Source organism: Leifsonia williamsii, from assembly GCF_030433685.1.
Classification (GTDB): domain Bacteria; phylum Actinomycetota; class Actinomycetes; order Actinomycetales; family Microbacteriaceae; genus Leifsonia; species Leifsonia williamsii.
In genome coordinates this window covers 654,594-679,910 of record NZ_JAROCF010000001.1, presented here as the reverse complement: position 1 = coordinate 679,910, position 25,317 = coordinate 654,594, and the positions used below count along the sequence as shown (strand labels likewise).

30 protein-coding genes are annotated in these 25,317 nt (G+C 70.4%); 21 read left to right on the top strand and 9 right to left on the bottom strand.

Annotated elements, in window-relative coordinates; translation table 11 throughout:
- Positions 1 to 77 precede the first annotated feature (77 nt).
- From P5G50_RS03205 to P5G50_RS03155, 11 genes are all read left to right on the top strand, one after another.
- The gene (locus tag P5G50_RS03205) at positions 78 to 1,052 is read left to right on the top strand and encodes an alpha-ketoacid dehydrogenase subunit beta (protein ID WP_301211912.1); all 975 of its coding nucleotides are present in this window, start codon (positions 78 to 80) and stop codon (positions 1,050 to 1,052) included.
- A 25-nt stretch (positions 1,053 to 1,077) separates the two neighbouring features.
- Positions 1,078 to 2,487 carry a dihydrolipoamide acetyltransferase family protein gene (locus tag P5G50_RS03200; protein ID WP_301211666.1) on the top strand — a complete coding sequence of 470 codons (1,410 nt, stop codon included), beginning with the start codon at positions 1,078 to 1,080 and terminating at the stop codon, positions 2,485 to 2,487.
- Between the two features lie 124 nt (positions 2,488 to 2,611).
- The gene (locus tag P5G50_RS03195) at positions 2,612 to 3,523 is read left to right on the top strand and encodes a metal ABC transporter solute-binding protein, Zn/Mn family (protein WP_301211665.1); all 912 of its coding nucleotides are present in this window, start codon (positions 2,612 to 2,614) and stop codon (positions 3,521 to 3,523) included.
- Positions 3,520 to 4,374: a metal ABC transporter ATP-binding protein gene (locus tag P5G50_RS03190; protein ID WP_301211663.1), complete on the top strand. Its 855-nt coding sequence runs from the start codon at positions 3,520 to 3,522 to the stop codon at positions 4,372 to 4,374. Before P5G50_RS03195 ends, P5G50_RS03190 begins: the two co-directional genes overlap by 4 nt.
- Positions 4,371 to 5,285 carry a metal ABC transporter permease gene (locus tag P5G50_RS03185; RefSeq protein ID WP_301211662.1) on the top strand — a complete coding sequence of 305 codons (915 nt, stop codon included), beginning with the start codon at positions 4,371 to 4,373 and terminating at the stop codon, positions 5,283 to 5,285. Before P5G50_RS03190 ends, P5G50_RS03185 begins: the two co-directional genes overlap by 4 nt.
- Before the next feature lie 6 nt (positions 5,286 to 5,291).
- Complete coding sequence (locus P5G50_RS03180) at positions 5,292 to 5,681, top strand: Fur family transcriptional regulator (protein ID WP_301211661.1); 390 nt, start codon at positions 5,292 to 5,294, stop codon at positions 5,679 to 5,681.
- A gap of 22 nt (positions 5,682 to 5,703) precedes the next feature.
- Entirely contained in the window at positions 5,704 to 6,438 is a 735-nt protein-coding gene (locus P5G50_RS03175) for an NYN domain-containing protein (RefSeq protein WP_301211660.1), read from the top strand.
- 272 nt (positions 6,439 to 6,710) lie between these two features.
- Complete coding sequence (gene rpmB, locus P5G50_RS03170; protein ID WP_301211659.1) at positions 6,711 to 6,947, top strand: 50S ribosomal protein L28; 237 nt, start codon at positions 6,711 to 6,713, stop codon at positions 6,945 to 6,947.
- Positions 6,948 to 6,949: 2 nt separating this feature from the next.
- Positions 6,950 to 7,117, top strand: a complete 168-nt coding sequence (rpmG, locus tag P5G50_RS03165; RefSeq protein ID WP_085021186.1) for a 50S ribosomal protein L33 — start codon at positions 6,950 to 6,952, stop codon at positions 7,115 to 7,117.
- 2 nt (positions 7,118 to 7,119) lie between these two features.
- Complete coding sequence (rpsN, locus tag P5G50_RS03160; RefSeq protein WP_301211657.1) at positions 7,120 to 7,425, top strand: 30S ribosomal protein S14; 306 nt, start codon at positions 7,120 to 7,122, stop codon at positions 7,423 to 7,425.
- Positions 7,426 to 7,647: 222 nt separating this feature from the next.
- Positions 7,648 to 7,932 carry an HU family DNA-binding protein gene (locus P5G50_RS03155; RefSeq protein WP_301211656.1) on the top strand — a complete coding sequence of 95 codons (285 nt, stop codon included), beginning with the start codon at positions 7,648 to 7,650 and terminating at the stop codon, positions 7,930 to 7,932.
- Positions 7,933 to 7,986: 54 nt separating this feature from the next.
- On the opposite strand, the gene P5G50_RS03150 is transcribed toward P5G50_RS03155, so the two are convergent.
- Complete coding sequence (locus tag P5G50_RS03150; RefSeq protein ID WP_301211655.1) at positions 7,987 to 8,451, bottom strand: SRPBCC family protein; 465 nt, start codon at positions 8,449 to 8,451, stop codon at positions 7,987 to 7,989.
- A gap of 91 nt (positions 8,452 to 8,542) precedes the next feature.
- On the opposite strand from P5G50_RS03150, the gene P5G50_RS03145 reads away from it, so the two are divergent.
- Both P5G50_RS03145 and P5G50_RS03140 read left to right on the top strand, forming a co-directional pair.
- Positions 8,543 to 9,367, top strand: a complete 825-nt coding sequence (locus tag P5G50_RS03145) for a metalloregulator ArsR/SmtB family transcription factor (protein WP_301211654.1) — start codon at positions 8,543 to 8,545, stop codon at positions 9,365 to 9,367.
- A gap of 9 nt (positions 9,368 to 9,376) precedes the next feature.
- Positions 9,377 to 11,347 (top strand): bifunctional copper resistance protein CopD/cytochrome c oxidase assembly protein, encoded by a 1,971-nt coding sequence (locus P5G50_RS03140; protein WP_301211653.1) that lies wholly within the window; start codon positions 9,377 to 9,379, stop codon positions 11,345 to 11,347.
- 24 nt (positions 11,348 to 11,371) lie between these two features.
- On the opposite strand, the gene P5G50_RS03135 is transcribed toward P5G50_RS03140, so the two are convergent.
- Entirely contained in the window at positions 11,372 to 12,436 is a 1,065-nt protein-coding gene (locus tag P5G50_RS03135) for a hypothetical protein (protein ID WP_301211652.1), read from the bottom strand.
- A gap of 92 nt (positions 12,437 to 12,528) precedes the next feature.
- Between P5G50_RS03135 and P5G50_RS03130 the strand changes: the two genes are divergently transcribed.
- Both P5G50_RS03130 and P5G50_RS03125 read left to right on the top strand, forming a co-directional pair.
- Positions 12,529 to 13,827, top strand: a complete 1,299-nt coding sequence (locus P5G50_RS03130) for an ATP-dependent DNA helicase (RefSeq protein WP_301211651.1) — start codon at positions 12,529 to 12,531, stop codon at positions 13,825 to 13,827.
- 28 nt (positions 13,828 to 13,855) lie between these two features.
- Positions 13,856 to 14,200: an FHA domain-containing protein gene (locus P5G50_RS03125; RefSeq protein ID WP_301211911.1), complete on the top strand. Its 345-nt coding sequence runs from the start codon at positions 13,856 to 13,858 to the stop codon at positions 14,198 to 14,200.
- A gap of 10 nt (positions 14,201 to 14,210) precedes the next feature.
- Here the strand turns inward: P5G50_RS03125 and P5G50_RS03120 are convergent, their stop codons facing one another.
- The 3 genes from P5G50_RS03120 to P5G50_RS03110 all read right to left on the bottom strand — a co-directional run bounded on the left by P5G50_RS03120 (position 14,211) and on the right by P5G50_RS03110 (position 15,930).
- Positions 14,211 to 14,867 carry a biliverdin-producing heme oxygenase gene (locus P5G50_RS03120; protein WP_301211650.1) on the bottom strand — a complete coding sequence of 219 codons (657 nt, stop codon included), beginning with the start codon at positions 14,865 to 14,867 and terminating at the stop codon, positions 14,211 to 14,213.
- Positions 14,868 to 14,977: 110 nt separating this feature from the next.
- Positions 14,978 to 15,496, bottom strand: coding sequence for a hypothetical protein (locus P5G50_RS03115; protein WP_301211649.1), 519 nt, complete (start codon positions 15,494 to 15,496; stop codon positions 14,978 to 14,980).
- A gap of 23 nt (positions 15,497 to 15,519) precedes the next feature.
- Entirely contained in the window at positions 15,520 to 15,930 is a 411-nt protein-coding gene (locus P5G50_RS03110) for a DUF4383 domain-containing protein (RefSeq protein ID WP_301211648.1), read from the bottom strand.
- Between the two features lie 172 nt (positions 15,931 to 16,102).
- Here P5G50_RS03110 and P5G50_RS03105 point away from each other — a divergent pair, with 172 nt between their 5' ends.
- A complete protein-coding gene (locus P5G50_RS03105) occupies positions 16,103 to 17,365 on the top strand; it encodes a serine hydrolase domain-containing protein (RefSeq protein WP_301211647.1) in 1,263 nt (420 codons plus the stop codon).
- Positions 17,366 to 17,399: 34 nt separating this feature from the next.
- Here P5G50_RS03105 and P5G50_RS03100 read toward each other — a convergent pair whose 3' ends face one another.
- The 4 genes from P5G50_RS03100 to flgN are packed head-to-tail and all read right to left on the bottom strand — an operon-like array spanning position 17,400 to position 20,597.
- Positions 17,400 to 17,786, bottom strand: a complete 387-nt coding sequence (locus P5G50_RS03100) for a flagellar assembly protein FliW (protein WP_301211646.1) — start codon at positions 17,784 to 17,786, stop codon at positions 17,400 to 17,402.
- Complete coding sequence (gene flgL, locus P5G50_RS03095; protein ID WP_301211645.1) at positions 17,783 to 18,667, bottom strand: flagellar hook-associated protein FlgL; 885 nt, start codon at positions 18,665 to 18,667, stop codon at positions 17,783 to 17,785. Before flgL ends, P5G50_RS03100 begins: the two co-directional genes overlap by 4 nt.
- Before the next feature lie 2 nt (positions 18,668 to 18,669).
- Entirely contained in the window at positions 18,670 to 20,091 is a 1,422-nt protein-coding gene (gene flgK, locus P5G50_RS03090; protein ID WP_301211644.1) for a flagellar hook-associated protein FlgK, read from the bottom strand.
- Positions 20,092 to 20,102: 11 nt separating this feature from the next.
- A complete protein-coding gene (gene flgN / locus P5G50_RS03085) occupies positions 20,103 to 20,597 on the bottom strand; it encodes a flagellar export chaperone FlgN (protein ID WP_301211643.1) in 495 nt (164 codons plus the stop codon).
- 414 nt (positions 20,598 to 21,011) lie between these two features.
- Here flgN and P5G50_RS03080 point away from each other — a divergent pair, with 414 nt between their 5' ends.
- The 5 genes from P5G50_RS03080 (at position 21,012) to P5G50_RS03060 (ending at position 25,092) form a co-directional block, all read left to right on the top strand.
- Positions 21,012 to 21,824 carry a sigma-70 family RNA polymerase sigma factor gene (locus P5G50_RS03080; protein ID WP_301211642.1) on the top strand — a complete coding sequence of 271 codons (813 nt, stop codon included), beginning with the start codon at positions 21,012 to 21,014 and terminating at the stop codon, positions 21,822 to 21,824.
- Positions 21,825 to 21,918: 94 nt separating this feature from the next.
- Positions 21,919 to 22,764, top strand: a complete 846-nt coding sequence (locus P5G50_RS03075) for a flagellin N-terminal helical domain-containing protein (RefSeq protein WP_301211641.1) — start codon at positions 21,919 to 21,921, stop codon at positions 22,762 to 22,764.
- Positions 22,765 to 22,914: 150 nt separating this feature from the next.
- Positions 22,915 to 24,303 carry a flagellar filament capping protein FliD gene (fliD, locus tag P5G50_RS03070; protein ID WP_301211640.1) on the top strand — a complete coding sequence of 463 codons (1,389 nt, stop codon included), beginning with the start codon at positions 22,915 to 22,917 and terminating at the stop codon, positions 24,301 to 24,303.
- Positions 24,300 to 24,761 (top strand): flagellar export chaperone FliS, encoded by a 462-nt coding sequence (gene fliS, locus P5G50_RS03065; RefSeq protein WP_301211639.1) that lies wholly within the window; start codon positions 24,300 to 24,302, stop codon positions 24,759 to 24,761. The genes fliD and fliS overlap by 4 nt, the downstream gene beginning before the upstream one ends.
- Positions 24,762 to 24,768: 7 nt before the next feature.
- On the top strand, positions 24,769 to 25,092 hold the full coding sequence (locus P5G50_RS03060; protein WP_301211638.1) for a hypothetical protein: 324 nt from the start codon (positions 24,769 to 24,771) through the stop codon (positions 25,090 to 25,092).
- The last annotated feature ends 225 nt before the right edge of the window (positions 25,093 to 25,317 follow it).

The following is a 25,317-nucleotide window of genomic DNA, read 5'->3' as shown; positions in this document are numbered from 1 at the left end:
TCGACGACCAGACGGCCGAGGTCGAGCAGGATGTGCCGGCCGCGGCGCCTGCCGCGCCCGCTGCTCCCGAGCCTCCCGTGCAGAACCTCCCCCTGGTGAAGGCGCTGAACGCCGGCCTGCGGCGCGCGCTCGCCGACGACGACCGCGTGCTGATCCTCGGTGAGGACGTCGGCCCGCTCGGCGGCGTCTTCCGCGTGACCGAGGGCCTGCAGAAGGAGTTCGGCGCGCAGCGCGTCGTCGACACCCCCCTCGCCGAGGCGGGCATCATCGGCACGGCGATCGGCCTCGCGATGCGCGGCTACCGGCCGGTCGTCGAGATCCAGTTCAACGGCTTCGTCTTCCCCGGCTTCGACCAGATCACGACGCAGCTGGCCAAGCTCACCAACCGCCACGGCGGCCGGGTGAAGATGCCGGTCGTCGTCCGCATCCCGCACGGCGGCCACATCGGCGCGGTCGAGCACCACCAGGAGTCGCCCGAGGCGTACTTCGCCCACACCGCCGGTCTGCGCGTCGTCGCCCCGTCGACGCCGCATGACGCGTACTGGATGATCCAGGAGGCCATCCAGTCCGACGACCCGGTCATCTTCTTCGAGCCGATGAGCCGCTACTGGCCCAAGGGCGAGGTCGACCTCACGCAGAACCCGACCCCGCTGCACGCGAGCCGCGTCGTCCGCACCGGCACGGACGCGACGATCGTGGCCTGGGCCGGCATGGTCTCCGTCGCCCTGCGCGCCGCCGAGATCGCCGCGGAGGAGGGCAGGAGCGTGGAGGTCGTCGACCTGCGCTCCCTCTCCCCCATCGACTACGGCCCCCTCCTGCAGTCCGTGCAGAAGACCGGCCGCCTGATCATCGCCCAGGAGGCGCCCGGCATGGTGTCGGTCGCGTCGGAGGTCGCCGCCACCATCGCGGAGCGCGCCTTCTACTCGCTGGAGGCTCCCGTGCTGCGGGTGGCCGGGTTCGACACCCCGTTCCCGCCCGCGAAGCTCGAGGAGACCTACCTGCCCGACGCCGACCGCATCCTCGAGGCCGTCGACCGCGCGCTCGCCTACTGAGCGCGCCGAACGAAAGAAGTCGCACATGAGCGAGTCCCAGTTCCTGCTGCCCGATGTGGGCGAGGGTCTGACCGAGGCGGAGATCGTCGCCTGGAAGGTCGCCCCCGGTGAGCCGGTGGCCGTCAACCAGGTCATCGTCGAGATCGAGACCGCCAAGTCGCTCGTGGAGCTGCCGTCTCCCTTCGAGGGCACGGTCGGTGAGCTGCTGGTCTCGGAGGGGCAGACGGTCGAGGTCGGCACGCCGATCATCACGGTGACCGGCGAGGGCGGCCAGGAGGCTCCGGCCGAGCCGGTCGGCGAGGTGGAGCAGGCCGAGGCGGATGCGGCGGCCAGCGTCTCGCACGAGGCCGACGCCCCCAAGGCCGGCGCCGTGCTCGTGGGGTACGGCTCGGCCGGCCACGGCAGCAGCCGCCGTCGTCGCGTGAGCCACCCGGGCACGCCTGCCGCGCCCGCCGCACCGGCCGCATCGGCCGCTGCTCAGACGCGCTCGGCGGCTCCCGCCGCGCCGGCCGCAGCTCCGGCCCCCGCAGCCTCCCCCTCCCCCGTGTCGCACGGCGGTCCTGCGATCACCCGCGGCCCTGTCGTCGCCAAGCCGCCGATCCGCAAGCTGGCGAAGGACCTCGGCGTCGACATCTCGATGGTGACGGCGACCGGCCCGATCGGCGACGTGACCCGTGACGACGTCCTGCGTGAGGCGACCCAGGCGACCGTGTTCCGCAACATCCAGACGCCCGAGTGGCCCTCGGACCGCGAGGACCGCATCCCGGTCAAGGGTGTGCGCAAGGCCATCGCGAACGCGATGACGACCTCCGCCTTCAACGCCCCGCACGTCAGCCTCTTCGTCGACGTGGACGCGACCCGGACCATGGAGTTCGTCAAGCGCCTCAAGAACTCGGCCGACTTCGCCGGGGTGAAGGTGTCACCGCTGCTGATCGTCGCCAAGGCGATCATGTGGGCCGTGCGCCGCAACCCGATGGTGAACTCGACCTGGACGGACGAGGAGATCATCGTCCGCCACTACGTGAACCTCGGCATCGCCGCGGCCACCCCGCGCGGGCTGATCGTGCCGAACATCAAGGAGGCGCAGGGCATGACCCTGCTCGAGCTCGCCAAGGCGCTGGAGCAGCTGACCCTCACCGCCCGCGACGGCAAGACCCCGCCGTCGGACATGACCGGTGGCACCATCACGATCACGAACATCGGCGTCTTCGGGATGGACACGGGCACGCCCATCCTGAACCCGGGCGAGGTCGGCATCGTCGCGCTCGGCACGATCAAGCAGAAGCCGTGGGTGGTCGACGGCGAGGTGCGGCCGCGCTTCGTCACGACCGTGGGCGCGTCGTTCGACCACCGCGTGGTGGACGGGGATGTCGCCTCCCGGTTCCTGGCGGATGTCGCGTCGATCATCGAGGAGCCTGCGCTGCTGCTCGACTGAGTCGTTCGGGTCCGCTTCGCGAGTTTGACAATCATTCTCATTAGTACGTAGGGTGAGGACTGCGCCCGCGACCGCGGGCGCACTCTCTTTCGATGCCGCGCGAGCGGCTTAGACAGGCATCCTCATGCAGACGCGATCCCTCGTGTCCCTCCTCGCCCTCGCGACCGCTGCGGCGGTCGCGCTCACCGGCTGCGCGTCGGGGGCCGGCGGCTCCCCCTCCACCGACGGCGAGCTGCGCATCGTGGCCAGCACCAACGTGTACGGCGACATCGCCGCCGCCATCGCGGGCGGCGCCGCGACCGTGACCTCGATCATGGACGACCCCGCGCAGGACCCGCACTCGTTCGAGGCGAGCGCGCAGAACCAGCTCGCCGTCTCGAAGGCCGACGTCGTCATCGAGAACGGCGGCGGCTACGACGACTTCATGGACACCATGCTGAAGGCCGCGAAGAACGACGACCGCACGGTGCTGAACGCCGTCGAGCTCTCCGGCAAGAAGGCGGAGGGCGGCGAGCTCAACGAGCACGTCTGGTACGACCTCCCGACCGTGAAGAAGCTGGCCGACGCGCTCGCAGACGCGCTCGGCAAAGCGGACCCGGACAAGGCGAGCACCTTCACCGCCAACGCGGCGAAGTTCGATGACGTCGTCTCCGCGCTGGAGGCACGCACCGCCTCCCTCAAGACGCAGTACGACGGGAAGGGCGTCGCTGTCACCGAACCCGTGCCGCTCTACCTGCTGGAGGCGATGGGTTTGTCGAACAAGACGCCCGAGGCCTTCAGCGAGGCGGTCGAGGAGGGCAACGACGTCTCGCCGGCCGTGCTCAAGGACATGCTCGACCTCTTCCACGGGCACGCCGTCGCGGCACTGGTCTACAACGAGCAGACGACGGGGCCCGAGACCGAGCGGGTGCTCGCCGCGGCGAAGGCCGCCGGTGTGCCGGTGGTGCCGGTGACCGAGACCCTCCCCGCCGGCAAGCACTACGTCGGCTGGATGGGCGCGAACATCGACGCCGTCGCGAAGGCGCTGGGCTCATGACCGAGCCTCTGACGCGGGTGCCGCTCCCGGCCGAGCGCGACGTGGTGCTGAGCCTCCGCGACGCCTCGCTCGGTTTCGGCGCCCGCACCCTGTGGAGCGGGCTGGACCTCGACATCCACGCGGGCGAGTTCGTCGCGGTGCTCGGGCCGAACGGGTCGGGCAAGACGAGCCTCCTTCGCACGATCCTCGGGCAGCAGCAGCTCGACTCCGGCACGATCAGCTTCGACGGGCACGCGGTGCGCCGCGGCGACCGGCGGATCGGCTACATCCCGCAGCAGAAGATCATCCCGCCCGGCACGCCGATGCGGGCGCGCGACCTCGTCGCCCTCGGTGTCAACGGCCACCGCTGGGGCCTGCCGTGGCCGAACCGGGCCGACCGGGAGCAGACGGAGGCGCTGGTCGACGCGGTCGGCGCCCGCCGCTACGCGGACGCCCCGGTCGGTTCGCTGTCGGGCGGCGAGCAGCAGCGGCTGCGCGTGGCGCAGGCACTCGCGGGAGACCCCTCCTTGCTGCTCTGCGACGAGCCGCTGCTCTCGCTCGATCTGCAGCACCAGCGCGGCGTCAGCGAGCTCATCGACAAGCGGCGCCGAGAGCACGGCAGCGCGGTCGTCTTCGTGACGCACGACGTGAACCCGGTGCTCGGGATGGTCGACCGCGTGCTGTACCTGGCCGGCGGCCGGTTCCTGACCGGCACCCCCGACGATGTGCTGCGGTCGGAGGTGCTGACCGATCTGTACGGGACGCCCGTCGACGTCATCCGCACGCGCGGGCGCATCGTCGTCGTCGGCATCCCGGACGCCGAGACGCACTCGCACCACGACCACACCCCGCACCCGGAGCCCGCCGCATGATCGCGCACCTCGCAGCCTCCAACGACCTGTGGTCGCAGCTCTTCAACTTCACCGACTACGGCGAGCTGCTGCTGCTGGTGCGCAACTCGATCTTCGCGGGGGCGGTCCTCGGCGTCGTGGGCGGACTGATCGGCGTCTTCGTGATGCAGCGCGACATGGCATTCGCCGTGCACGGCATCAGCGAGCTCTCGTTCGCGGGAGCCGCGGCCGCCCTGCTGTTCGGTGCGAACGTCGTCGTCGGCTCGCTGTTCGGCTCGCTGATCGCCGCGGTGCTGATCGGGCTGCTCGGGGCGAAGGCCAGGGACCGCAACTCGATCATCGCGGTGCTGATGCCGTTCGGCCTCGGCCTCGGCATCCTCTTCCTCGCGCTCTACCCCGGTCGCAGCGCGAACAAGTTCGGCCTGCTGACCGGCCAGATCGTGTCGGTCGACGACCCGCAGCTCGGCTGGCTGATCGCCATCGGCGCGATCGTGCTGCTCGGACTGCTGGTGATGTGGCGGCCGCTGACCTTCGACAGCCTGGATGCCGACGTCGCCGCCTCCCGCGGTGTGCCGTCGCGCTTCGTCGCGCTCGCCTTCATGGTGCTGCTGGGCCTCGCCGTCGCGGTCTCGGTGCAAATCGTGGGCGCGCTGCTCGTGCTGTCGCTGCTGGTGACTCCCGCCGCCGCCGCGATGCGGATCTCCTCGTCGCCGCTGGGCGTGCCTCTGCTGAGCGTCGGGTTCGCCCTGGTGTCCGTGGTGGGCGGCATCCTGCTCGCCCTCGGCAGCGCCGTGCCGATCAGCCCGTACGTGACCACCATCTCCTTCGTGATCTACGTCGTGTGCCGCATCGTCGGAGGCCGCCGGGCTGCGGGAGCCCGCCGGACCACGGGCGCGACGGACTCACGGCCACTCGTGAGCCGGGCGGGCTAGCCTGAGATGGTGAAGCGGAACACGTGGCAGCGGGAGGCCGTCCGCGAGGCTCTGACCTCGACGGAGGGCTTCATCAGCGCGCAGGGGTTGCACCTCACCCTCCACGAGTCCGGCTCCCCCATCGGCCTCGCCACCGTGTACCGCGCCCTCGCCGACTTGGCCGCCGAGGGCGACGCCGACTCGCTGCAGTCGCCGGAGGGCGAGAGCCTGTACCGCGCCTGCACGATGGGGCACCACCACCACCTGATCTGCCGCAACTGCGGCCTCACGGTCGAGATCTCGGCAGACCCGGTCGAGGAGTGGGCGCGCGCGGCGGCGGCGGAGCACGGCTTCACGCAGGCGCAGCACGTCGTGGACGTGTTCGGGCTGTGCGCGGAGTGCTCGGCGCGCGTCTGAAATGTGACCATAGGATGTGCAGGTGCGCATCGGGGTCTATGTCGACGGGTTCAACCTGTATTACGGGGCGAGGAAGCACTGCGGGCGGGGGACGCCAGGATGGCGGTGGCTCGATCTCCGAGCGCTGGTCGAACCGCTGATCGGGTGGCGCGGGGGCGAGATTACGCGGATTGTGTACTGCACGGCGCGGGTCGACGCCGTCGCCAGTCAGACCGGGGCGATTGACCAGAACGTCTATCTGGACGCGCTGGCGACATCCGGCTCGGTGGACGTGATCGCCGAAGGCCGGTATGTCTCCTGGGCGAAGGAGGAGCCGCTCGTCAATGAGCCCGCGGGAACCTACCGACCGACGGTCTACCGGCATGGTGGAGAGCATTGGGACGAAGACCTCCCCCTGCGCAGGGCGCTCGCCTCTGATGGTCGCGCGGACAGCATCATGGCCACAGTTCAGAAGCGCGAGGAGAAGGGATCGGATGTGAACGTCGTGTCGCATCTGCTCCTCGATGTGCTCACCAAGGCCGTCGACGGCGTCGTCATCGTCTCCAACGACTCGGACTTCGAGCTTCCGCTGCGTATGGTTCGCGACCGTGTGCCGGTCGGGACGGTAAATCCCTCGACCAGCCCTACCGCGGGTGCGCTGAGGGGCCGACCCGACGATGGAGTCGGTGGTCACTGGTGGAGGCGGCTCCGTGCGGAGGACTATCGGGCGAGCCAGCTGCCCGACCGGGTCGGCATGCTGCGCAAGCCCGACGGCTAGTGACGGCGGGGCAAGAAAAGACCCGTCCTCCAGTGGAAGACGGGTTGGCGAAATCAAGAATACACGAAATCGAGTTTCCGTGGTCCAATAATCCGGGCTCAGCCGATTTGGTGGGGTGTCGTCGCATGCCGTAGCATGGTTGTTTGGCTGAGTGGGACTCCTCCCGCTCGGATCGTGCACGAAACCCCCACCTTGCGAAAAGACAGGGAAGTCGTGCGCCGACAAGTGACCTTGGGTGGGGCGTCCGCCCCACGGTATTGGAGAAGAAAGTAATGGCAGCAGTGTGCCAGGTGACTGGAGCCACTCCCGGCTTCGGTCACAGCATCTCGCACTCGCACCGCCGCACCAAGCGCCGGTTCGACCCGAACATCCAGAAGAAGACGTACTACGTTCCGTCGCTTCGCCGTAACGTCACCCTGAACCTGAGTGCCAAGGGCATCAAGGTCATCGACGCTCGTGGCATCGAGGCCGTGGTCAAGGACATCCTGGCCCGTGGGGAGAAGATCTAGCGATGGCGAAGCAGCAGGACATCCGTCCGATCATCAAGCTCCGTTCGACGGCGGGCACCGGTTACACCTACGTGACCAAGAAGAACCGTCGCAACGACCCCGACCGCCTCGTGCTCAAGAAGTACGACCCGGTCATCCGCAAGCACGTCGACTTCCGAGAGGAGCGCTAATCATGGCCAAGAAGTCAAAGATCGCCAAGAACGAGCAGCGCAAGGTCATCGTGGCTCGCAACGCCGCCAAGCGGCTCGAGCTGAAGAAGGCCCTGGTCGACCCGAACGGCACCGACGAGTCCCGTGAGGCCGCCCGCGTGGGTCTGCAGAAGCTCCCCCGCGACGCCTCGCCGATCCGCGTCCGCAACCGCGACGCCGTCGACGGCCGTCCCCGCGGAAACCTCAGCAAGTTCGGGATCTCGCGTGTGCGGTTCCGCGACATGGCGCACCGCGGCGAGCTCCCCGGCATCACCAAGTCCAGCTGGTGACATCGGCGACAGCCTTGTGAAGGGGCGTCCGGCTTCGGCCGGGCGCCCCTTCTGCATGGAACTGACCGGAAAAGGTGCCTCGAAACGCCGGAATTCCGCGTGTTTTCGCGGGTTTCTGATACATTCGAGGCGGTCGACCGACCAAACGTAATGGCCCAAGGTGGCCTCAACCGTTCCACACAGAAGCTGTAGATCCAGCACAAGGTCCGAGGAGGACACTCAATGGCTGACAACCTGAACAAGACCGAGCTCGTCGCCGCCGTCGCCGCGGCGTCGGGTCAGAGCCAGGCCGCCGTCTCCAGCGTCGTCGACGCCTTCTTCAGCACGGTCGCCGAGACCGTCGCCAAGGGCGGCAAGGTCACCATCCCCGGCTGGCTCGCTGCTGAGCGCACCGAGACCGCCGCGCGCACCGGCCGCAACCCGCAGACCGGCGAGGAGATCTCGATCCCGGCCGGCCACCGCGTCAAGCTGACCGCGGGCTCGAAGCTGAAGGCTGCCGTCAAGTAGTCTCCCCCGCTTGCCGAGGGCGGCGTCGCATGTGCGACGCCGCCCTCGTCGCGTTCAGGGGCGTGCCACCAGACGCTCGAGGTTCTCGAGCTCGTTGGTGCGACCGGCAATGAGCCGCTCGGTCCAGACCTCGTCGTGGAGGGGCTCGACCCGCATGGTGACGCGCGTGCCGTCACCCTCGGGCTCCAGCTCGACGATCGTCAGGTGCTCGTAGGGCTCGTGGTCGGGCACGAAATCGATCAGCGAGCGGTACGCGAGCCGGTGCGGCTCCGCCAACTCGGTGAAGACCTTGCGCGACTCGGTGCTGAGCGGCAGCCCGTTCTGCTCGAGGAAGGCGACCTGCTCGGGGGCCTCCGCCGTCATCGTGTAGACGAGTTCCCCGCCCTCGGTCAGGTCGAGCCGGTCGACGTCGGTCCGGAACCCGTCGGGCGCCCACCAGCGCGAGATCCCCTGCGGGGTGGTCCACAGCTCCCAGACAGTCTGCGGTGAAGCGGCGACAGTGCGCTCGATGGTCTGCATGGTGACTCCTTCGTGTCCGGTTGTGGCGTGACGAGGAGCACGATATATTCGTCATGACGAATGTGTCAAGGGTGGTGAGGAAGGAGAAGCGGTGGAGGTGCACGCAGCTCTGGCCGCGCTGGCCGAGCCCACGCGGTTCCGCATCATCGCGCTCCTCGCGGAGAGGCCGATGACCGTGGGCGAGGTCGCCGTCGCGCTCGGTGCGCTCCAGCCGCAGACCAGCAAGCACCTCCAGGCGCTGGAGGCGGCGGGCGTGATCCGCATCCACCGCCTAGGCCGCCGCCGTGTCGCCACGCTCGACCGGGACGCGATGGGGGCGATCGCCGAATGGTTCTCGGGGCTGGCCGCGCCGCAGGCGGACGACACGGTGCTCGCCGAGTACGCCGCCGGCATCGCTGCCGTGCAGGAGCGCGCAGCAGACGGCCCGCGGGGCGCCGCGCAGCACCTCGTCCTGGAGCGGGTGATCCCGGCTGCGGGGCCTGACGTGTGGCACGCCTGGACCGACCCGCGGGTCGCGACCCTGTGGTGGGCGCCGCGGCACTTCGACGTCGTGCGCTGCGAGGTCTCGCCCACGCCGGGCGCTCCCGTCTCGCTGGTGCTGCGCGAGGGCGACGGCGCCGAGTACTCCTCTGTCGGCAGGGTGCAGGAGGTCGAGCCGGAGAGGCGCCTGGTGTATGAGCTGTCGCCGGTCGACGCCGAGGGGCGGCCGCAGGTGCGCGTACTGCATGACGTGGTGCTCGAACCGGACGAGGCCGCCACGAGGGTGCGCCTCACGCTTCGTGCCGAGGGGGCCGGCCCCGAAGCGGCGCCCATGCTCGCGGGTCTGCAGCCCGGCTGGGAGCAGCTGCTCGATGGACTCGCGGAGCTACTGGCGGTCGGTCGCCGCACTCGGCGGCCGCTCGGGTGGGAGGCCTAGGCTGGAACGGTGCCCAGAATCGTCCGTGTGATCGGCCCTGCCGTCCTGCTGGTCGCCGCGCTCGCGGCGGTCCTGGCCGGCCTCGCCTTCGGCGGCGGCGCGGATGCGCCACTGCTCGCCGATCCGGGCGCTCTGGTGCGCTGGGGGCTGCCGATCTCGACGCTGGTGGTCAACCTCAGCCTGGCCGGCGTCCTTGGCGCGCTCGTGCTCAGCTGCTTCGCGTTCAGCCCCGACCGCGAGGAGTACGGCAAGGCGCTCGACTTCGCGGCCGGCAGTGCGGCGGTCATGACGGTCTCCGCAGCGGCGACCGGGCTCTTCACCTTCGTCAGCGTCTCGAACGTGCCGTGGTCGTTCGACGAGGGGTTCAGCAACGGGCTCAGCTCATTCATCACCAGCGTTCCGCTCGGGCAGGCGTGGCTCGGGGTGACGCTGATCGCAGCCGCGGTCACCGTCCTCTGTTTCGCCGTCCGCAACCACACCGCTCTCGTGTTCGTCACCGCGCTGGCGATGGCGAGCGTCATCCCGATGGCGCAGCAGGGGCACAGCGCGGAGGCGTCCGGGCACGACGCGGCGGTCACCTCCTTCGGCCTCCACGTGCTGTTCGCCGCGATCTGGCTGGGCGGGCTGGTGACGCTGATCGTGCTGCGCGGGGTGCTCGGCAGCAGCAGGCTCGTCACGGTGCTCGAGCGCTACAGCTCGATCGCGCTGGTCGCCTTCATCGTCGTGGCGGCCTCCGGCTACGTGAACGCGGAGCTGCGCGTCGGCACGCTGGCCGAGCTCGCGACGCCGTACGGCATCCTCGTGCTCGTCAAGGTCGCGGTGCTCGTCGTGCTCGGCCTGTTCGGCGTCGCCCAGCGTCGCATCCTGATCGACCGGCTCAAGGTAGGCGGCAAGCGCAGCACGTTCTGGTGGATCGTCACCGCCGAGCTCGCCTTCATGGGCATCGCGTCCGGTGTCGCGGCAGCGCTCGCCCGCACCGTCACGCCGGTGCCGCAGACCCGGGCGGCCACGCCCACGCCGGCCGAGATCCTCACCGGCGAGAAGCTGCCGCCCGAACTCACCTTCGGCCGCCTCTTCACGAGCTGGAACTTCGACCTGCTCTGGGTGCTCGGCTGCGCGTTCGCTCTGTTCTTCTACCTGGCGGGCGTGTGGAGGCTGCGCAAGCGCGGCGACAAGTGGCCCGTCTACCGCACGGTGCTGTGGACGCTCGGCATCCTCCTGCTCTTCTACATCACCAACGGCGGCGTGAACGTGTACGAGAAGTACCTCTTCTCGGCGCACATGTCGGCGCACATGGTGCTCACGATGGCGGTGCCGCTGCTGCTCGTGCCGGGCGCTCCCGTGACGCTGGCGGCACGCGCGATCCGCAAGCGCGACGACGGGTCGCGCGGCGGGCGGGAGTGGATCCTGCTCGCGGTGCACTCGCGCTTCGCCGCGATCATCTCGAATCCGCTGGTCGCCGCCGGCCTGTTCGCCTTCTCGCTCTGGATCTTCTACTACACGCCGATCATGCGCTGGGCGACGACCGACCACGTCGGCCACGAGTGGATGATCGCGCACTTCCTCATCACGGGGTACCTGTTCGTGCAGTCGCTGATCGGCATCGATCCGGTGAAGTACCGGCTCGCGTATCCGTTCCGGCTGCTCCTGCTGCTCGGCACGATGGCCTTCCACGCCTTCTTCGGGCTGTCGATCATGCAGATGAACGGGCTGCTGCTCGCTGACTGGTTCGGCGCGATGGGGCGCACGTGGGGCGACACGCCCCTGGCCGACCAGCAGGTCGGCGGCGGCATCGCGTGGAGCATCGGCGAGATCCCGACCGTGATCCTCGCGATCGTCGTGGCGATCCAGTGGAGCCGCAGCGACGAGCGCGAGACCCGGCGCCGCGACCGCAACGCCGACCGTACCGACGACGCCGAGCTGCGCGCCTACAACGAGCGGCTCGCGCGCCTCGCGGAGCGCGACAAGGTCAAGCCGTAGCGGCCGTTCACCCGCCGGCCTCGGTCACTGCCCGACGACGATGTCGAGCGAGCCGTCGGGGCGGATGCGGACGCTGCTGAGCGTCACCGTGAACTCCTCGTCGGAGCTGCGCTGCTCCACCGTCCCGTCGAACAGTGACTGCACCGTCGCGGTCAGGTGGGCGACGCCATCGGTCCTCCCCATCAGCCAGGAGGTCGGCCCGGCCTCCAGCGTCACCGCGGGATATTCGGCGATCGCCCAGGCGGGTGCTCCCTGCACGCGGTCGTCGATCTCGACACCGAACGGGCAGCCGGCGGGCTGGAGGACGTCCTGCTTCGCGCAGTCGTCGAGGAAGCCGTCGAGCTTCTGCTGCACCGCTTCGATGAACGCGGGCGTGGGCTCGGCGTCGACCGTCGCCTCCACCGTGGCTCCCGGCTTGCCCTTGAGGGTCGTCGGCGCCGCCTTCAGGTACCGGGAGGAGTGCCCGAGCTCGTAGCGCGCGGGGGCGAACATCAGGTAGTCGGCGGCGGCGCTGAAGGCGTCGGCCGGCTGATCGGGGGCAGCAGCTCGCGGCTGGAGGGTGTGCCGGCCGATCGTGAAGTCATCCGCGTGTGCGACGGTGATCCGCGCCACGGTCAGGGGCGTCGCAGCGAACCGCCAGGTGGGGAGCACGCCGAGCACGGAGCCTGCCGGCTCGACGGTGAAGACGCCCGTGACGGTGTGCCCGTCCGCCACGGCGTTGACCCGGACCCGGTGGCGTCCGTCGTCGAGCGCCTGGTCGGAGACGACCTCGATGTCGGTGAGTGTCGGCAGCACGTCGGAGCGCAGCAGTTCGCGGGAGGCCCCGGTCGGCAGCCCAGCGCGGTTCAGCGCCTCGGTGGAGGGCGCGGCGCCCGGCATCGCGAGCGCGCCGGCGACGTCGTGCGCGGCCAGCGCCTGCACGTAGGCGGTGACGAAACCGGTGGCGCTGTAATACGTGCGCTGCACGGCTCCGAGCGCCGCCACGAAGGCGAGGACGAGGAGCACCCCGGCGCCCGACCACAGCAGGAGGTCGCGCGTGCGGCGGCTGAGCCCCTCCGGACGGCCGCTCCCCTCCCCTGATGCGGACATGCGGCCAGTTTAGAGGGCTGTGGAGAACAGCCGACGTCGAGGGCCGGGCGTTAGAGTAGTGCGGCAGGTCGCACGGAGGGGAAGGGATTCGGATGGGCCGACTCTCGCTCTCTGCGGAGCAGCAGGCGGTGTTCGAGCTGATCGAGCACACGCGCGACCACGTCTTCGTCACCGGCCGTGCGGGGACCGGCAAGTCGACCCTCCTGAACCACCTGTCGTGGAACACCGAGAAGTCGCTGGTCATCTCGGCGCCGACGGGGGTCGCGGCGCTCAATGTCGGCGGCCAGACCATCCACTCGCTGTTCCGCCTGCCGATCGGCGTGATCGCCGACCACGACATCGACCAGTCGACCGAGCTGAAGAAGCTGCTGAACAGCATCGACACGCTCGTCATCGACGAGGTCTCGATGGTCAACGCCGACCTGATGGACGCGGTCGACCGCAGCCTCCGGCAGGCCAGGCAGAAGCCCAAGGAACCGTTCGGCGGCGTGCAGATCGTGCTCTTCGGCGACCCGTACCAGCTGGCGCCCGTGCCGGGCGACGCGGAGGAGCGCGCCTACTTCGCCGACACCTACCGCTCCATGTGGTTCTTCGACGCCAAGGTGTGGCAGGAGGTCGACCTGCGCATCGTGGAGCTGCTGCAGGTGCACCGCCAGCACGAGTCCGACTTCCGGTACATGCTCAACGCCGTGCGGCACGGGATGGTGACGAAGGAGATCGCCGACCGCCTCAACGAGATGGGCGCGCGGCCGGCGCCGTCCGACGGCACGATCACGCTGGCGACCCGCAACGACACCGTCAACCGGATCAACGCGCAGGCGCTCGAGCGCCTCCCGGGCCGGGCGCTCACGGCGAAGGCGGAGGTGAGTGGAGATTTCGGCGGGCGCAACTACCCCGCTGACGAGACGCTCGAGCTCAAGGTGGGCGCGCAGGTGATGTTCCTGCGCAACGACGTGAGTCAGGGCGACGGGCCGCGCTGGGTGAACGGGACCATCGGGACCGTGACGCGGATCGACAGCACGGTGTACGTCGACGTCGACGGCGAGGTGCACGAGGTCGAGCCGGCGATCTGGGAGAAGTACCGCTACAGCTACTCCCCCGAGACCAAGAAGCTCACCAAGGACGTGGTGGCGGAGTTCACCCAGTTCCCGCTGCGGCTGGCGTGGGCGGTCACCATCCACAAGTCGCAGGGCAAGACCTACGATGCCGCGATCGTCGACCTCGGCACCCGGGCCTTCACGCCGGGCCAGACCTACGTGGCGCTCAGCCGGATCACCACGCTGGAGGGGCTCTACCTCACCCGGCCGCTGCGCCCGGGCGACATCATGGTCGACAAGGATGTGGAGCGCTTCATGCGCGACGCCCAGCCGGTGAGGGTGGCGGTCGGCTGATGGATGAAGGAGGACCCGCGTGGCGGTGATGTTCGTGCTGGACTTCAGCGACGGCCAGCACATCGAAACGATGTCGGAGGGCGTCATCGGCCGCAACCCCGCCGTGCACACGCCGGGGACCGAGTTCGACGACCCCGCGCACGCCGAGCTGATCACCGTCGCCGACGACGCCAAGTCGGTATCGCGCGCGCACCTGGCCTTCGGCCAGTACGACGGCGTGTTCTGGGTGATGGACCTCGGCTCGGCGAACGGGACGACGATCACCTACCCGGGCGACGGCACCTTCGCGTGCGACCCCAACACCCGGCACGAGGTCGACCCCGGCTCGATCGTGCGGTTCGGCAACGCGTCGTTCGCGCTGACCCGGCGGTAGGAGGGACGGCTCAGGCCGCGATCGTCGCCGCCTTCGCCGCAGCCAGGTCGTTGAAGAGGTCGGTGTTGAAGCGGAAGGCGAGGCCGACCTCGGCGATCACGCGGTCGCGCTCCTCCTCGGTCCAGTCGACGGCGTCGAGCTGGGCGCGGTAGACGTCTTTGAAGACCTTCGGCTTGGCGATCTCGTCGAACAGGTAGAAGCCGACGCCGTTGGTGTCGAAGCCGTACTGGCGCTGCAGGAGGGTGCGGATGATCTGGCCGCCCGAGAGGTCGCCGAGGTAGCGCGTGTAGTGGTGGGCGACGAAGCCGCCCGGCCAGGTCGCGCCCACCTCGCGGATGCGGGCGGTATAGCGGAAGGTGGTCGGCAGCGGCGAGATGCGGTCGCGCCAGTCGTCGCCGAGCAGGTACTCGAGGTCGGCCTCGATGGCCGGGAGGCGGGTGAGCTTCGGCGTGATGAAGAGCGCGGCGACCGGGTCGTCGGCCAGGCCGGCCGCGGCCTCCTCGAGCGCCTGATAGATGAAGTAGTGCTGGCTGAGCAGCTGGATGTAGTCCTCGCGGCTGCCCTTGCCGCTCATGAGGTCTTGCATGAAGACCGCACCCTCGCTCTCCTCGTGGACGGAGCGGGTGCGCTCGCGGAGCGCCTGCGAGAAGGGGATCGGCTCGGTCATCGGGTCTCCCGGGTCAGGCTTGCTAGGTAAGGCTTACCTAACCCAGCCTGGCGTACGGGGAGTCCCGCGTCAAGCGCCGGTCCCGCGTCGAGCGCCGGTCGCGTCGAGCGTCAGTGGTGGTGCCCGACCTCCACGGCCGCGATGCCGGCGTCCGTGAGGCCGAGGGCCGGGATGGTGAGGCCGCAGACGGCCGCGGCGCTGAGCGCCAGGGCGATGACGAACCGGAGGGCTCCGGTGTCCTGCCGGGCTGCCCTCCCACGCCGCAGGACGACAGCGGTCACGACGGCCACCGCGAGGTCGAGCAGGGAGGCGACCGCCATCGGCAGGAAGGGGAAGGCGAGCACGCTGCCCGAGCTCGCGACCGCCCCGGCGACGGCCAGCGCCGCCCAGACGCCGAGCGGCACGAGGGCCAGGGCGGGGAGCAGCCGGAGCAGCGGCGGCCGGTCGCGGGCGAGGGTGGCGGCGGCCCAGCCCAGCTCGGCCGCCGCGATGGCCAGGAGCACCGCGAGCAGGACAGGAGGTGCGCCGGGGGCGAGGGCTGCGTGCAGCAGACCCGCCCCCAGCGCGGCCACGGCGAGGAACGCCCGCGTCGCCGGGGCGACGGGGGCGGTTCCGCTCATCCTGCTCATGGGGTGCGCCGTGGCCGGGCCGGTCAGACGGTCCGAGCGGAGCGCACGGTCCGCTCGGCGCCCAGACCGACGCCGAGGAGCACGATGGCGCTGACCAGGTGCAGGAAGTGGTCGGGGGTGTTCAGCGCGAGGATGTTCGCGCCGGTGCCCACGAGGAAGAAGCCCACGATGCCGAGGAGCAGGTAGACGGCCCCGACCGTGATGTTGACGGCGCGCGCGGCCGACAGGCGGGTGAGGCCCGCGATCAGCAGGGCGGCGCCGATCAGCAGGTGGGCGATGTTGTGCAGCGGGTTGACCTCGAAGATGCCGAGCAGAAGGCCGCCCTTGGTGGCCACGAAGCCGACGCCGCCGGTGACGGCGAAGCCGAGCAGGCCGACGAGCAGGTACACGGCGCCGAAGATCGTGGCGACGAGGCGGTTCGGTGATGTGCGCATTGTTCGTTCTCCTCTGTGACGGCGCACGTCCGCGCGCCTCGTGGTTGATTCGGAGAGTCGTCGTTTTCGGATTGGGGCGACAGCCCCTTGTGTCAGGGAGGTTTTTCTGCGGGAGGTTAGAATCCTGGAACACCACACCACGACAGGGGGCGCGATGCGAGGTCGGAGCCGGGTGCGCAGAGCCGTGCTCTCCGCCGTGGCGGGCGCGATCGCGCTGACGCTGGCCGCCTGCACCTCCTCACCGGGTGGAGCGGGCCTCCCGTCGCAGCACGAGGCCTCGTTGCCGCGCGAGACGTCGACCAAGATGTCGGAGACGCTGAAGGAGGCGGTCCGGCTCGCCGACGCGTCGGCCGGCTTCGCGGGGGTCTGGGCGCCGTGGGCGGGCACCTGGACGGCCGCCGAGGGGACGACGACGCGCGAAGGGTCGAAGCCCGCCACCGAGAGCATGACCTTCCGCATCGGGCAGAACACCATCCCGATGACCTGCACGGTGCTCCTCAAGCTCGTCGACGAGGGCAAGGTCGAGCTCGACGACCAGCTGACCAAGTGGCTCCCCGGCATGGTCGGCGTCGAAGGCGTGACGCTGCGTGAGCTGTGCGCCAACACGTCCGGCATCGCCGACTACCAGGGCCAGCTCGGCCGCGAGTTCCTGACCAACCCCACCCGCCAGTGGCCGCCGCTGGAGCTGGCGAGCGACGGCGTCGCGGCCCCGCGCTACGGCAAGCCGGGCCAGGCGTACGGATCGTCGCAGACCAACGCGATCCTGCTCGGGATGGCGCTGCAGAACGCGTCAGGATCGTCGGCCGCCGACCTCTTCGAGTCTGAGCTGTTCGGGCCCCTCGACATGAAGGCGACCGTGCTGCCGCCGGCCTCCACCCTGACCGTGCCCGGCGCGCATCCCGACGGCTACGTCTCCATCCCGGACGCCGCAGGCAATCCCGTCTGCCAGACCGTGACCGACGTCTCGCGGCTCTCGCCCTCGATGGGATGGACGGCCGGAGGCGTGGTGTCGAACCTCGCCGACCTGAAGACGTTCACGCAGGCGCTCGCCGCGGGGTCCCTCCTGAGCGAGAAGTCGACGGCGGAGCAGCGCAAGGGCATCACGAACGGCGCCTCGTGGCAGAAGTACGGCCTCGGCGTGCAGCAGCTCGGGCCGCTGCACGGGAGCAGCGGATCGATCCCCGGCTACACCTCGGCGATGTACGCCGACCCGGCGTCGGGGCTGACCGTGGTCGTGGCGCTCAACAACTCGACCCCGGGTGCCGCGTTCGCCCGGGCGCTGGCGCAGCGGCTCGCCTCCATCGCCTCCAAGGTCCCCGCGGAGACGAAGGGCGCCAAGGTGGTCGAGTCGCTGCCGTGGTCGGAGGCGCAGATGGCAGCGGCGATGAAGAAGGCCGCGCCGTGCCCGGCCAAGGAGGAGCCGGCCAAGAAGTGAGCGGCTCGGCGGTGACGCCGGTTTCGCGCCGGGCTCAGGCCGCGCCGGCCAGTGCCGCCAGCTCCGCACGCACGGGCAGGCCGTCGTCGTCGAGGACGAGCTGCAGCGCGGCTCCCGTCGCCCGGTTCACGATGACCGGGGCCAGGAGGTTCACCGTGCTGCCCGCCGCCGACGGCGTCACGACCACCAGGAGGAGTGCCTCCTCGGGGGCGCTGATGCCCAGGTCGGCCGCGCGGTCGTCGGGCAGCTCGGGCGAGTAGCCGGGCAGGTGGCGCTCGGCGTCGAGCGTGAACAGCCGGATCTCGGGTCGTTCGACGGCCGTCAGCGTGTACAGGCCGTCGGCGCCGGCGACGGCGTCGAGCTCGAAGGCGGCGAGGGGCTCCAGGCCGGGCGGCGGAGCGACGAAGCGGATCGCGGTCATCGGAGGAAGTCCATCAGGGTCGGCTGGAGCACGCGGGCGGTGACGGCGATCGCCGTCTGGTAGTTGACGTCCTGGGTCTTGAGGTCGAGCAGCACCTTGGCGAGGTCGACGTCCTCCAGGCCCGCGCGCTGCGCCTCGAGCGCGTTCGCGCCGACGGCGAGGGCGTCCTTCGCCTTGTCGATGCGGGTCTGCCGACCGCCGATCTCCGCGTGCTCTCCCACGATCGCCTTCATCCTGTCGTCGATCTGGCCCAGGCGCGGCCGGATGTTCACCCCGTTCTTCAGGTCGCTCACGGTGGCGTCGATGAGCGCGAACACCGAGTCGCTGCCCGTCCCGAAGACCGCGGCGCCGTCGGCGTCCACCCGCACGGTGGCGTCCTGGCCGATCCTGCGCTCCACTGTACTTCCCGCCACCCCGGTGTAGGAGTAGTCGGGCTGGAAGGCGACGCCGGCGTCCGAGTTGCCGGCGAACACCGTGCGACCGAGGTACGTGGTGTTGGCGGCCGCGAGGAGGCTCTTCTTCAGCCCGTCGAGCTCGGTCGCGATCGACTCCTTCGCCTCGGGCGAGAGGGCGCCGTCGTTCGCGCCCTGCACGGTCAGGTCGCGCACGCGGCGCATCAGCGTCTCCACCGAGGTGAGGGCCGAGTCGGCGGTGGTGAGCCAGGCGTCGCCGTTGTCGACGTTGCGCTTGTACTGCGCGTTCGCGGCGGCGTCCGAGCGCACCGTGAGGGCGCTCGCCGTCGCCGTCGGGTCGTCCGAGGGCCTGTTGAGCAGCTTGCGGCTGGTGGCCTGGTCGTAGAGCTGCGCCTGCCGCTGAAGGCTCAGCTGCAGGTTGCGCTGCGCCGTTGCGGTCTGCGTGGCGTTGGTGACACGGGTGAACACGGTTACCTCCCGGCTCCGGTGCGGTTGATGAGCACGTCGAGCGCCTCGTCGATCGCGGACATGACGCGTGACGCGGCCTGGTAGGCGTGCTGGAACGCGAGCATGTTCATGTTCTCCTCGTCGAGGTCGACGGAGGAGTTGGCGAGCTGCGCGTTGGTGGCCGAGGTGGCCGCGAGGGCGGTCAGGTCGGCCTGCTGCTGCTCGGTCTTGCCGGCGACGCCGATGCGGACCACGAAGGCGGTCCACTGCTTGTCGACGGCGTTCGTGCCGGAACCGAGGTCGGCGATGGCCTGAGCGACGCTGCCGTTCGCTCCCCCGGCCCCCGGCGTCGACGTGGCGATCTGACCGACGGAGGTCGGGACGACGGAGAGGCCGAGCGCGGCGGGCTTCGTCGGGTCGATGGCGAAGAAGTCCAGTCCCGTGGCGCCCGTGGGCGTCACGCCGGTGCTGTGGACGGCGTTCACGCGCTGAGCGAGCGTCTGGGCGAACGCGTTGTAGCCGGCAGCGGCCTCCGCCAGCACTCCCCCGGTGCCGGAGGCGTCGGCAGGGGCGAGGGTCGAGACCGCGCCCGAGATGGAGCCGCCCTCCAGCGCGATGGCGACGCCCGGCCGGTGCGCCCACTCCAGGCGGACGGGGTCGCCGCCGGCGTTCGCGAGCGTCTGCGCGCCGACGAGGGTGACGGCGTTGGCGGTGGTGCCGGAGACGAGCGCGTTGCCCGCGAGCAGCACGTCGACGGTGCCGTCCTCGTTCGGGCGCACGACGCCTCCACCGAGCTTCGCGATCTGGGTGGTCAGGAGGTCGCGGCGGTCCATCAGCTCGTTCGCCGAGGTGCCGGAGGCGAGTGCGGCGCGGATGCGGCCGTTGAGCTCGGCCACCTCGGTCGCGGCGGTGTTGAGGTCGTCGGCCATGCCGCCCGCCTGCGTGCGCAGCGAGCTCCACTGACTCTCGACCGAGCGGTACCCCTCGGCCAGCTGGGTGACGAGGCTGCCCGCCTGGCCCAGGAGGACGCCGGCCGGCGCCTCCTCCCCCGCCTGGTTGGCGACATCGCCCCAGGCGGCCCAGAACTTCTGCAGCGAGGTGGAGAGGCCGTTGGCCCCCGGCTCGTTGAGCGACGACTCCAGCGTCGCGATGGCGTCGGCGCGGGTGCCGGAGTAGCCGGCCAGCGCGGTGGTGCTGCGGACGCGGGCGCTCAGGGCGGCGTCGTCGAGGCGCTGGATGCCGTCGATGCTGACGCCCTGGCCCGGGCGCACGCCTCCGCTGAAGAGGCCGGCCGAGTTGAGCGGCGAGACGCCGGAGGTGCTGACGCGCTGCCGGGTGTAGCCGGCGGTGTTCGCGTTGACCAGGTTCTGCCCGACGACGTCGAGGCCCGCCTTGGCGGCGACCAGGCCGGTGTAGGCGGTGTTCAGACCGCTGAAAGTGCTCATCCCTGCTCCTGCTAGGCCTCGGTGTCGAACAGTCGCGCGCCGGTGTCGCCGGAACGGCTCTCGCCGCCTGCGCCGTAGACGCCGGCGTCGGCCGGGCTGCCGGCGAGGCCGCTGAGGGTCTCCTGCGTCGACCGTGCGGCTTCGCGGAGGAGGCGCTCGTTGGTGTCGCGGACCTCGCCGATCTGGCCGGTCAGCTCGGTCATGGCCGCGAGGTGCGAGCCGAAGATGTCGGACCAGATGCCGTCGGGTGCGGCGGCCGCCAGCTCGCGGAGGGAAGCGTCGGGCGCCAGGCCCCACTGCTCGGCGAGGGCGGCGGCCTCCACCGTGCGGGCGAGCCCGGCCTCGCGCATGCGCTCCATGACCTGCTCGACCTCGCGCGTCGCGTGCGAGATCCAGCGCGACTTGCCTGCGATGAGCAGCAGCTGCTCCTCCTCCAGCTTGAACAGCAGCAGCTCGAGGAGCTCGCGCTCCTTCCAGAGCTGCGCGGAGAGCTCGCTCGCGGCCATGTCGCTACCAACTTCCTCGTGAGTCGATGTGCGCACCTGGTCCCCTCGGGTCGGGGGCGGGAGTCCACCCGCCGATCACCAGGGACCATCGGCACGGCTGGCCTCCACGTTAGGCTCGGCCGGCTGTGGATGCCCTCAGGACGGAGGACGCGGTGTGCGGTTCGTAGCACACGCCCAGTTTGAATATCAGCATTCATGGATGCCCGTTAACTGGGGGTACGGCTGCCCCGTAGTGGGGGCAGAACGGGCGCGACTCCCCCGCTCCCGCGTTGTTAGCGTGATCACGGATAGACCTCCTAGCATCCCGTTCGGCACCCGAAGTAAGCCCGAGCGTCCAGCACCGCCCGAGCGCGGCAGCCTCCCGGCCCCACCGGGACGAGGCCCCGCCCGTCCGATGAATAGAGGGTCGAACGCGTGAACCGGAACGATCGCAACACGCTCGTGGTCGAGAACCTGCCACTGGTGGGCTACCTCGTCTCCGACTTGTGCGCCCGCGCGACGCACCTGTCCCGTGACGACCTGGCCTCCGCCGGGTCCGTCGCCCTGGTCATGGCCGCCGACGCCTACGACGCGTCGACCGGCGTGCCCTTCGGCGCCTACGCGCGCACCCGCATCGTCGGCGCGCTCGCCGACGAGCTGCGCGCGGGCGACTGGGCCACCCGCTCCGCCCGCAAGCGGATCAAGGCCACCCTCGCGGTGCAGGAGAGCCTGACCGCGGCCCTCGGACGCACCCCGACCGTCGACGAGATCGCGACCGCGCTGGGCGTCGACCGCGACACCGCTGCGGCGGGGCTGGCCGACGCCTCCCGCACCGTGACCGCCCTCGACGAGACGATCGAGCCGCTGCTCGTCTCCGAGACGCCGGGCCCCGAGGAGTCGGTGCTGACGAACGAGCGGACGGCCTACGTGCGCGCCGCGGTCGCGGCTCTCCCCGACCGGATGCGCTCCATCGTCGAGGCCATCTACTTCGACGACCGCACGGTCACCGAGATCGCCGAGGAGCTCGGCATCACGCACTCGGCCGTCTCGCAGCAGCGCTCCGAGGCGATCCGCCTCATGCGCGAGGGCATGGCGACGCACTACGCCGACGACGGCGACCCCGAGATCATCGAGGCCAAGACGTCGCAGGCCCGCCGCAGCGCCTATCTGGCCCGGCTGGCGCAGCACGCCGTCTCGCACCTCGGCGCACCGCTCCCCTCGTCGCCCACCTCGGCGCGAGCATCCTGATCGTCCCCTAACGGGTCGCCGCCGGCGGCCGATAGGGGCTCATGCGGACCACGGAAGGGCCGCGAACCACCCACCCAGTCATGGAGGAAACATCATGGGTATGCAGATCAACACCAACATCGCGGCCAACAACGCCTACCGCAACCTGAACAACACGCAGGGCGACCTCTCGAAGTCGCTCGAGAAGCTGTCCAGCGGCCTCCGCATCAACCGTGCGGCGGACGACGCGGCGGGTCTGGCCATCTCGGAGGGCCTGAAGTCGCAGGTCGGCGGTCTCACCGTCGCCGCCCGCAACGCTCAGGACGGCATCAGCGTCGTGCAGACCGCTGAAGGCTCGCTCACCGAGGTCCACTCCATCCTGCAGCGCATGCGCGACCTGGCGGTCCAGGGTGGTAACGACTCGAACTCCACCGAGTCGCGCGACGCGATCCAGACCGAGGCGGACGAGCTGAGCAAGGAGCTCTACCGCATCACCAACGGCACCAACTTCAACGGCATCGACCTGCTCAAGGGCGGCACGCTGACGTTCCAGGTGGGCGCCGGCGACACCGCCAACGACTCGATCACGGTGAACCTCGCCGACGTGGCGGGCACCGTCACCGGGCTGGCCTCGGCCGACGGCACCGCCGCCGGCACGGTCTTCGACGTGACGGACAACACCGCTGCCAAGGCGACCATCACGGCTCTCGACACCGCCATCACGGGGATCTCGACCGCTCGTGCGGAGCTCGGCGCCTCGCAGAACCGCCTCGAGTCGGCCTCGCGCAGCCTCGCGGTCTCGAAGGAGAACCTGTCGGCCGCGTCGAGCCGCATCACCGACACCGACATGGCCGAGGAGATGGTGAAGTACACCCGCTCCAACATCCTGTCGCAGGCCGGCACCGCCATGCTCGCCCAGGCCAACCAGGGCAACCAGGGCGTGCTGCAGCTCCTCCGCTAAGCCTCGGCTCAGCCGGATCAGCAGCGACGACGGCCGGGGCGGGCTCCACCAGGGCCCTCCCCGGCCGTCAGCACCACCGCACCAGAGCACCACCCGGACAGAGCACCACCCCACCCGAGCAGCACCGGCCAGGAGCAGGAGGATCATCGCATGGGCTTGGCGATCGACGGCCTCATCAGCGGTCTCAAGACCACCGACCTCATCAACTCGCTGATGCAGGTGGAGGCGGTGCCGCAGACCCTGCTCAAGAACAAGGTCACGGACTCCCAGAGCTTCATCACCGCGTTGCAGGCGCTCAACACCAAGCTCGCGTCCCTCCAGACCGCCGCCGCGGCGCTCGCGAAGCCCGAGGGCACGGACCTCCACACCGCCACCTCCAGCTCCACCACGGTCACCGCGACCGCCGGCCCCGGCGCCGTCGACGGCAGCATCGACTTCACCGTGGACAAGCTGGCCCAGTCGCAGGTGGTCGTCACGGGCCCGCTCACCCAGTGGCCCGATCAGCCGCCGACCCTCACCTTCGTCGCCTCCGACGGGACCGTGAAGCAGGTCACCGCCACCAGCTCCTCCCTCGCCGACGTCGCCGCGGCCATCAACAAGGCCGGTGTCGGCGTCAGCGCCACCCGCGTCGCCGCGGGTCTCGACCCCGCCACCGGACAGCCCGTGTACCGCCTGCAGCTCAGCTCGGCGAAGACCGGCACCGAGGGCTCCTTCACCGTCTACCGCGGCACCCCGGCCGATGTCACGGCCGGAACCGCGACGAACCTCCTCTCCGACCCGGGTGCTGCTCAAGTGCGGCAGGCGCAGGACGCCGAGGTCACCCTATGGGCGGGCACCCCCGCCGCGCAGAAGGTCACCAGCTCCACCAACTCGTTCACCGATGTGCTGCCCGGCGTGAGCGTGACGGTCAGCGCTCTCTCCACCGACCCGGTCACGCTGACGGTCGCGCGCAACGACAAGGCCATCTCCGACGCGGCGAACACGCTGATCACGAGCGTGAACGACATCCTGACGATGATCGCCCAGAAGCAGGCGGTCTCCACCACCACGAACTCCACCGGCGGCACGGTCGTCACCGGCGGCGTCTTCACCGGCGAGGTGACCGCGCGCGACACGAACCAGCAGCTCGTCAGCGCGGTGATCGACCCGATCGACGGCGTCTCCCCCTCCACCTACGGCATCAGCATCACCAGTGACGGCGCCGTGACCTTCGACAAGGACAAGTTCGCCGCAGCCATGGCCGCAGACCCCGAGAAGGTCAAGGCCGCGGTGGCGACGGTGGCCCAGCGCGTCGCCGACGCGGCGAAGACGGCGAGCGACCCCTACGAGGGCATCGTCACGATGAAGATCAAGGGCGAGCAGTCCGTGGTCAAGAGCCTCAACGACCAGATCACGGACTGGGACACCCGCCTCTCGGACCGCCGGTCGTCGCTCGAGCGGATCTACGCCAACCTCGAGGTGCAGCTCTCGCAGCTGCAGTCGCAGTCCTCCTGGCTCTCGGGCCAGCTCTCCAGCCTTCCGAGCGGGAGCGCATCATGACCCTGCTGAACTCCGCGGCCGCGCTTTCGGCCTACAACCGCGACAGCGTGCTGTCGGCGAGCCCCGCCCGGCTGCTGACGATGCTGTACGACCGGCTCGTGCTCGACCTGACCAGGGCGGAGGCGGCGCTCACCGCCGGCGACCAGCCCACCGCCTGGGAGAACCTCGGCCACGCCGACCGGATCGTCGCGGAGCTCGCCTCGACCCTGCGTGTGGACCTGTGGGACGGCGCCGCCGGCCTCCTGGACCTCTACCGCTACGTCGCCGACCTGATCGCGTCGGCCTCGCTGAACCGCGACGCGGCCAAGGCGCACGAGGCACTGACGCTGATCGAGCCGCTGCGGGACGCCTGGCATGAGGCCGCCGCGCAGGTGCCGGCGGCGGGCGCGCGTAACGGTGGCGCCCGCATGTACGCGGCGGCGGCGGGTGCTGCGGGAGGCGACCTCGGTGTCGCCTGATGAGGGCATGAACGCTGAGGAGGCTGTCGACCCGGCCGTCGACCCGGCCCTCGCGGCGTGGACCGACGCGCTGGAGCGGCTCGAGCAGGTGCTGCGGGAGGCGCTCGCCGGCGGCGCGTTCGAACCGGGCGTGTGGACTCCCCCGGCCGGGCTCGGGCCCCTGCCCGTCGAGTTGCGCGAGCGCGCCACGCGGCTGCTCGACGCCCAGCAGCACACCCTCCGGCACCTGGCGGACATGCGCCGGAGCACCGCACGCCATCTGTCGGCGGTGCGGTCCGTGCCCCGCGACGCCTCCGGTCCCGCTCCGGTGTACGTCGACCTCGTCGGCTGACGCCTCCCTCCACCCTCCCACCGTTGTCCACCTGTGGATAACTCTGGGGAGAATCAGTGGATGAACGGGTGAGACGTGTGGAGGACACGCGCGGGATGTGTGGACTTTCAGATTGCGCTCAGCATCGAATGACACGCTGACCTGCATTTTTGTCGCATTTCTGGATGCTTCGAACGGGTCTTCGAAATCACACGCTTGTAATTCACACGCCGCCCCGGCCTGTGG

What these genes read in the sequence shown, in the direction of transcription:
- P5G50_RS03200 (WP_301211666.1), top strand. Translation starts at nt 1,078, where the DNA reads ATGAGCGAGTCCCAGTTCCTGCTGCCCGATGTGGGCGAGGGTCTGACC.
- P5G50_RS03195 (WP_301211665.1), top strand. Translation starts at nt 2,612, where the DNA reads ATGCAGACGCGATCCCTCGTGTCCCTCCTCGCCCTCGCGACCGCTGCG.
- P5G50_RS03190 (WP_301211663.1), top strand. Translation starts at nt 3,520, where the DNA reads ATGACCGAGCCTCTGACGCGGGTGCCGCTCCCGGCCGAGCGCGACGTG.
- P5G50_RS03185 (WP_301211662.1), top strand. Translation starts at nt 4,371, where the DNA reads ATGATCGCGCACCTCGCAGCCTCCAACGACCTGTGGTCGCAGCTCTTC.
- P5G50_RS03180 (WP_301211661.1), top strand. Translation starts at nt 5,292, where the DNA reads ATGGTGAAGCGGAACACGTGGCAGCGGGAGGCCGTCCGCGAGGCTCTG.
- rpmB (WP_301211659.1), top strand. Translation starts at nt 6,711, where the DNA reads ATGGCAGCAGTGTGCCAGGTGACTGGAGCCACTCCCGGCTTCGGTCAC.
- rpmG (WP_085021186.1), top strand. Translation starts at nt 6,950, where the DNA reads ATGGCGAAGCAGCAGGACATCCGTCCGATCATCAAGCTCCGTTCGACG.
- rpsN (WP_301211657.1), top strand. Translation starts at nt 7,120, where the DNA reads ATGGCCAAGAAGTCAAAGATCGCCAAGAACGAGCAGCGCAAGGTCATC.
- P5G50_RS03155 (WP_301211656.1), top strand. Translation starts at nt 7,648, where the DNA reads ATGGCTGACAACCTGAACAAGACCGAGCTCGTCGCCGCCGTCGCCGCG.
- P5G50_RS03150 (WP_301211655.1), bottom strand. Translation starts at nt 8,451, where the DNA reads ATGCAGACCATCGAGCGCACTGTCGCCGCTTCACCGCAGACTGTCTGG.
- P5G50_RS03135 (WP_301211652.1), bottom strand. Translation starts at nt 12,436, where the DNA reads ATGTCCGCATCAGGGGAGGGGAGCGGCCGTCCGGAGGGGCTCAGCCGC.
- P5G50_RS03130 (WP_301211651.1), top strand. Translation starts at nt 12,529, where the DNA reads ATGGGCCGACTCTCGCTCTCTGCGGAGCAGCAGGCGGTGTTCGAGCTG.
- P5G50_RS03125 (WP_301211911.1), top strand. Translation starts at nt 13,856, where the DNA reads ATGTTCGTGCTGGACTTCAGCGACGGCCAGCACATCGAAACGATGTCG.
- P5G50_RS03120 (WP_301211650.1), bottom strand. Translation starts at nt 14,867, where the DNA reads ATGACCGAGCCGATCCCCTTCTCGCAGGCGCTCCGCGAGCGCACCCGC.
- P5G50_RS03115 (WP_301211649.1), bottom strand. Translation starts at nt 15,496, where the DNA reads ATGAGCAGGATGAGCGGAACCGCCCCCGTCGCCCCGGCGACGCGGGCG.
- P5G50_RS03110 (WP_301211648.1), bottom strand. Translation starts at nt 15,930, where the DNA reads ATGCGCACATCACCGAACCGCCTCGTCGCCACGATCTTCGGCGCCGTG.
- P5G50_RS03100 (WP_301211646.1), bottom strand. Translation starts at nt 17,786, where the DNA reads ATGACCGCGATCCGCTTCGTCGCTCCGCCGCCCGGCCTGGAGCCCCTC.
- flgK (WP_301211644.1), bottom strand. Translation starts at nt 20,091, where the DNA reads ATGAGCACTTTCAGCGGTCTGAACACCGCCTACACCGGCCTGGTCGCC.
- flgN (WP_301211643.1), bottom strand. Translation starts at nt 20,597, where the DNA reads ATGGCCGCGAGCGAGCTCTCCGCGCAGCTCTGGAAGGAGCGCGAGCTC.
- P5G50_RS03075 (WP_301211641.1), top strand. Translation starts at nt 21,919, where the DNA reads ATGGGTATGCAGATCAACACCAACATCGCGGCCAACAACGCCTACCGC.
- fliD (WP_301211640.1), top strand. Translation starts at nt 22,915, where the DNA reads ATGGGCTTGGCGATCGACGGCCTCATCAGCGGTCTCAAGACCACCGAC.
- fliS (WP_301211639.1), top strand. Translation starts at nt 24,300, where the DNA reads ATGACCCTGCTGAACTCCGCGGCCGCGCTTTCGGCCTACAACCGCGAC.
- P5G50_RS03060 (WP_301211638.1), top strand. Translation starts at nt 24,769, where the DNA reads ATGAACGCTGAGGAGGCTGTCGACCCGGCCGTCGACCCGGCCCTCGCG.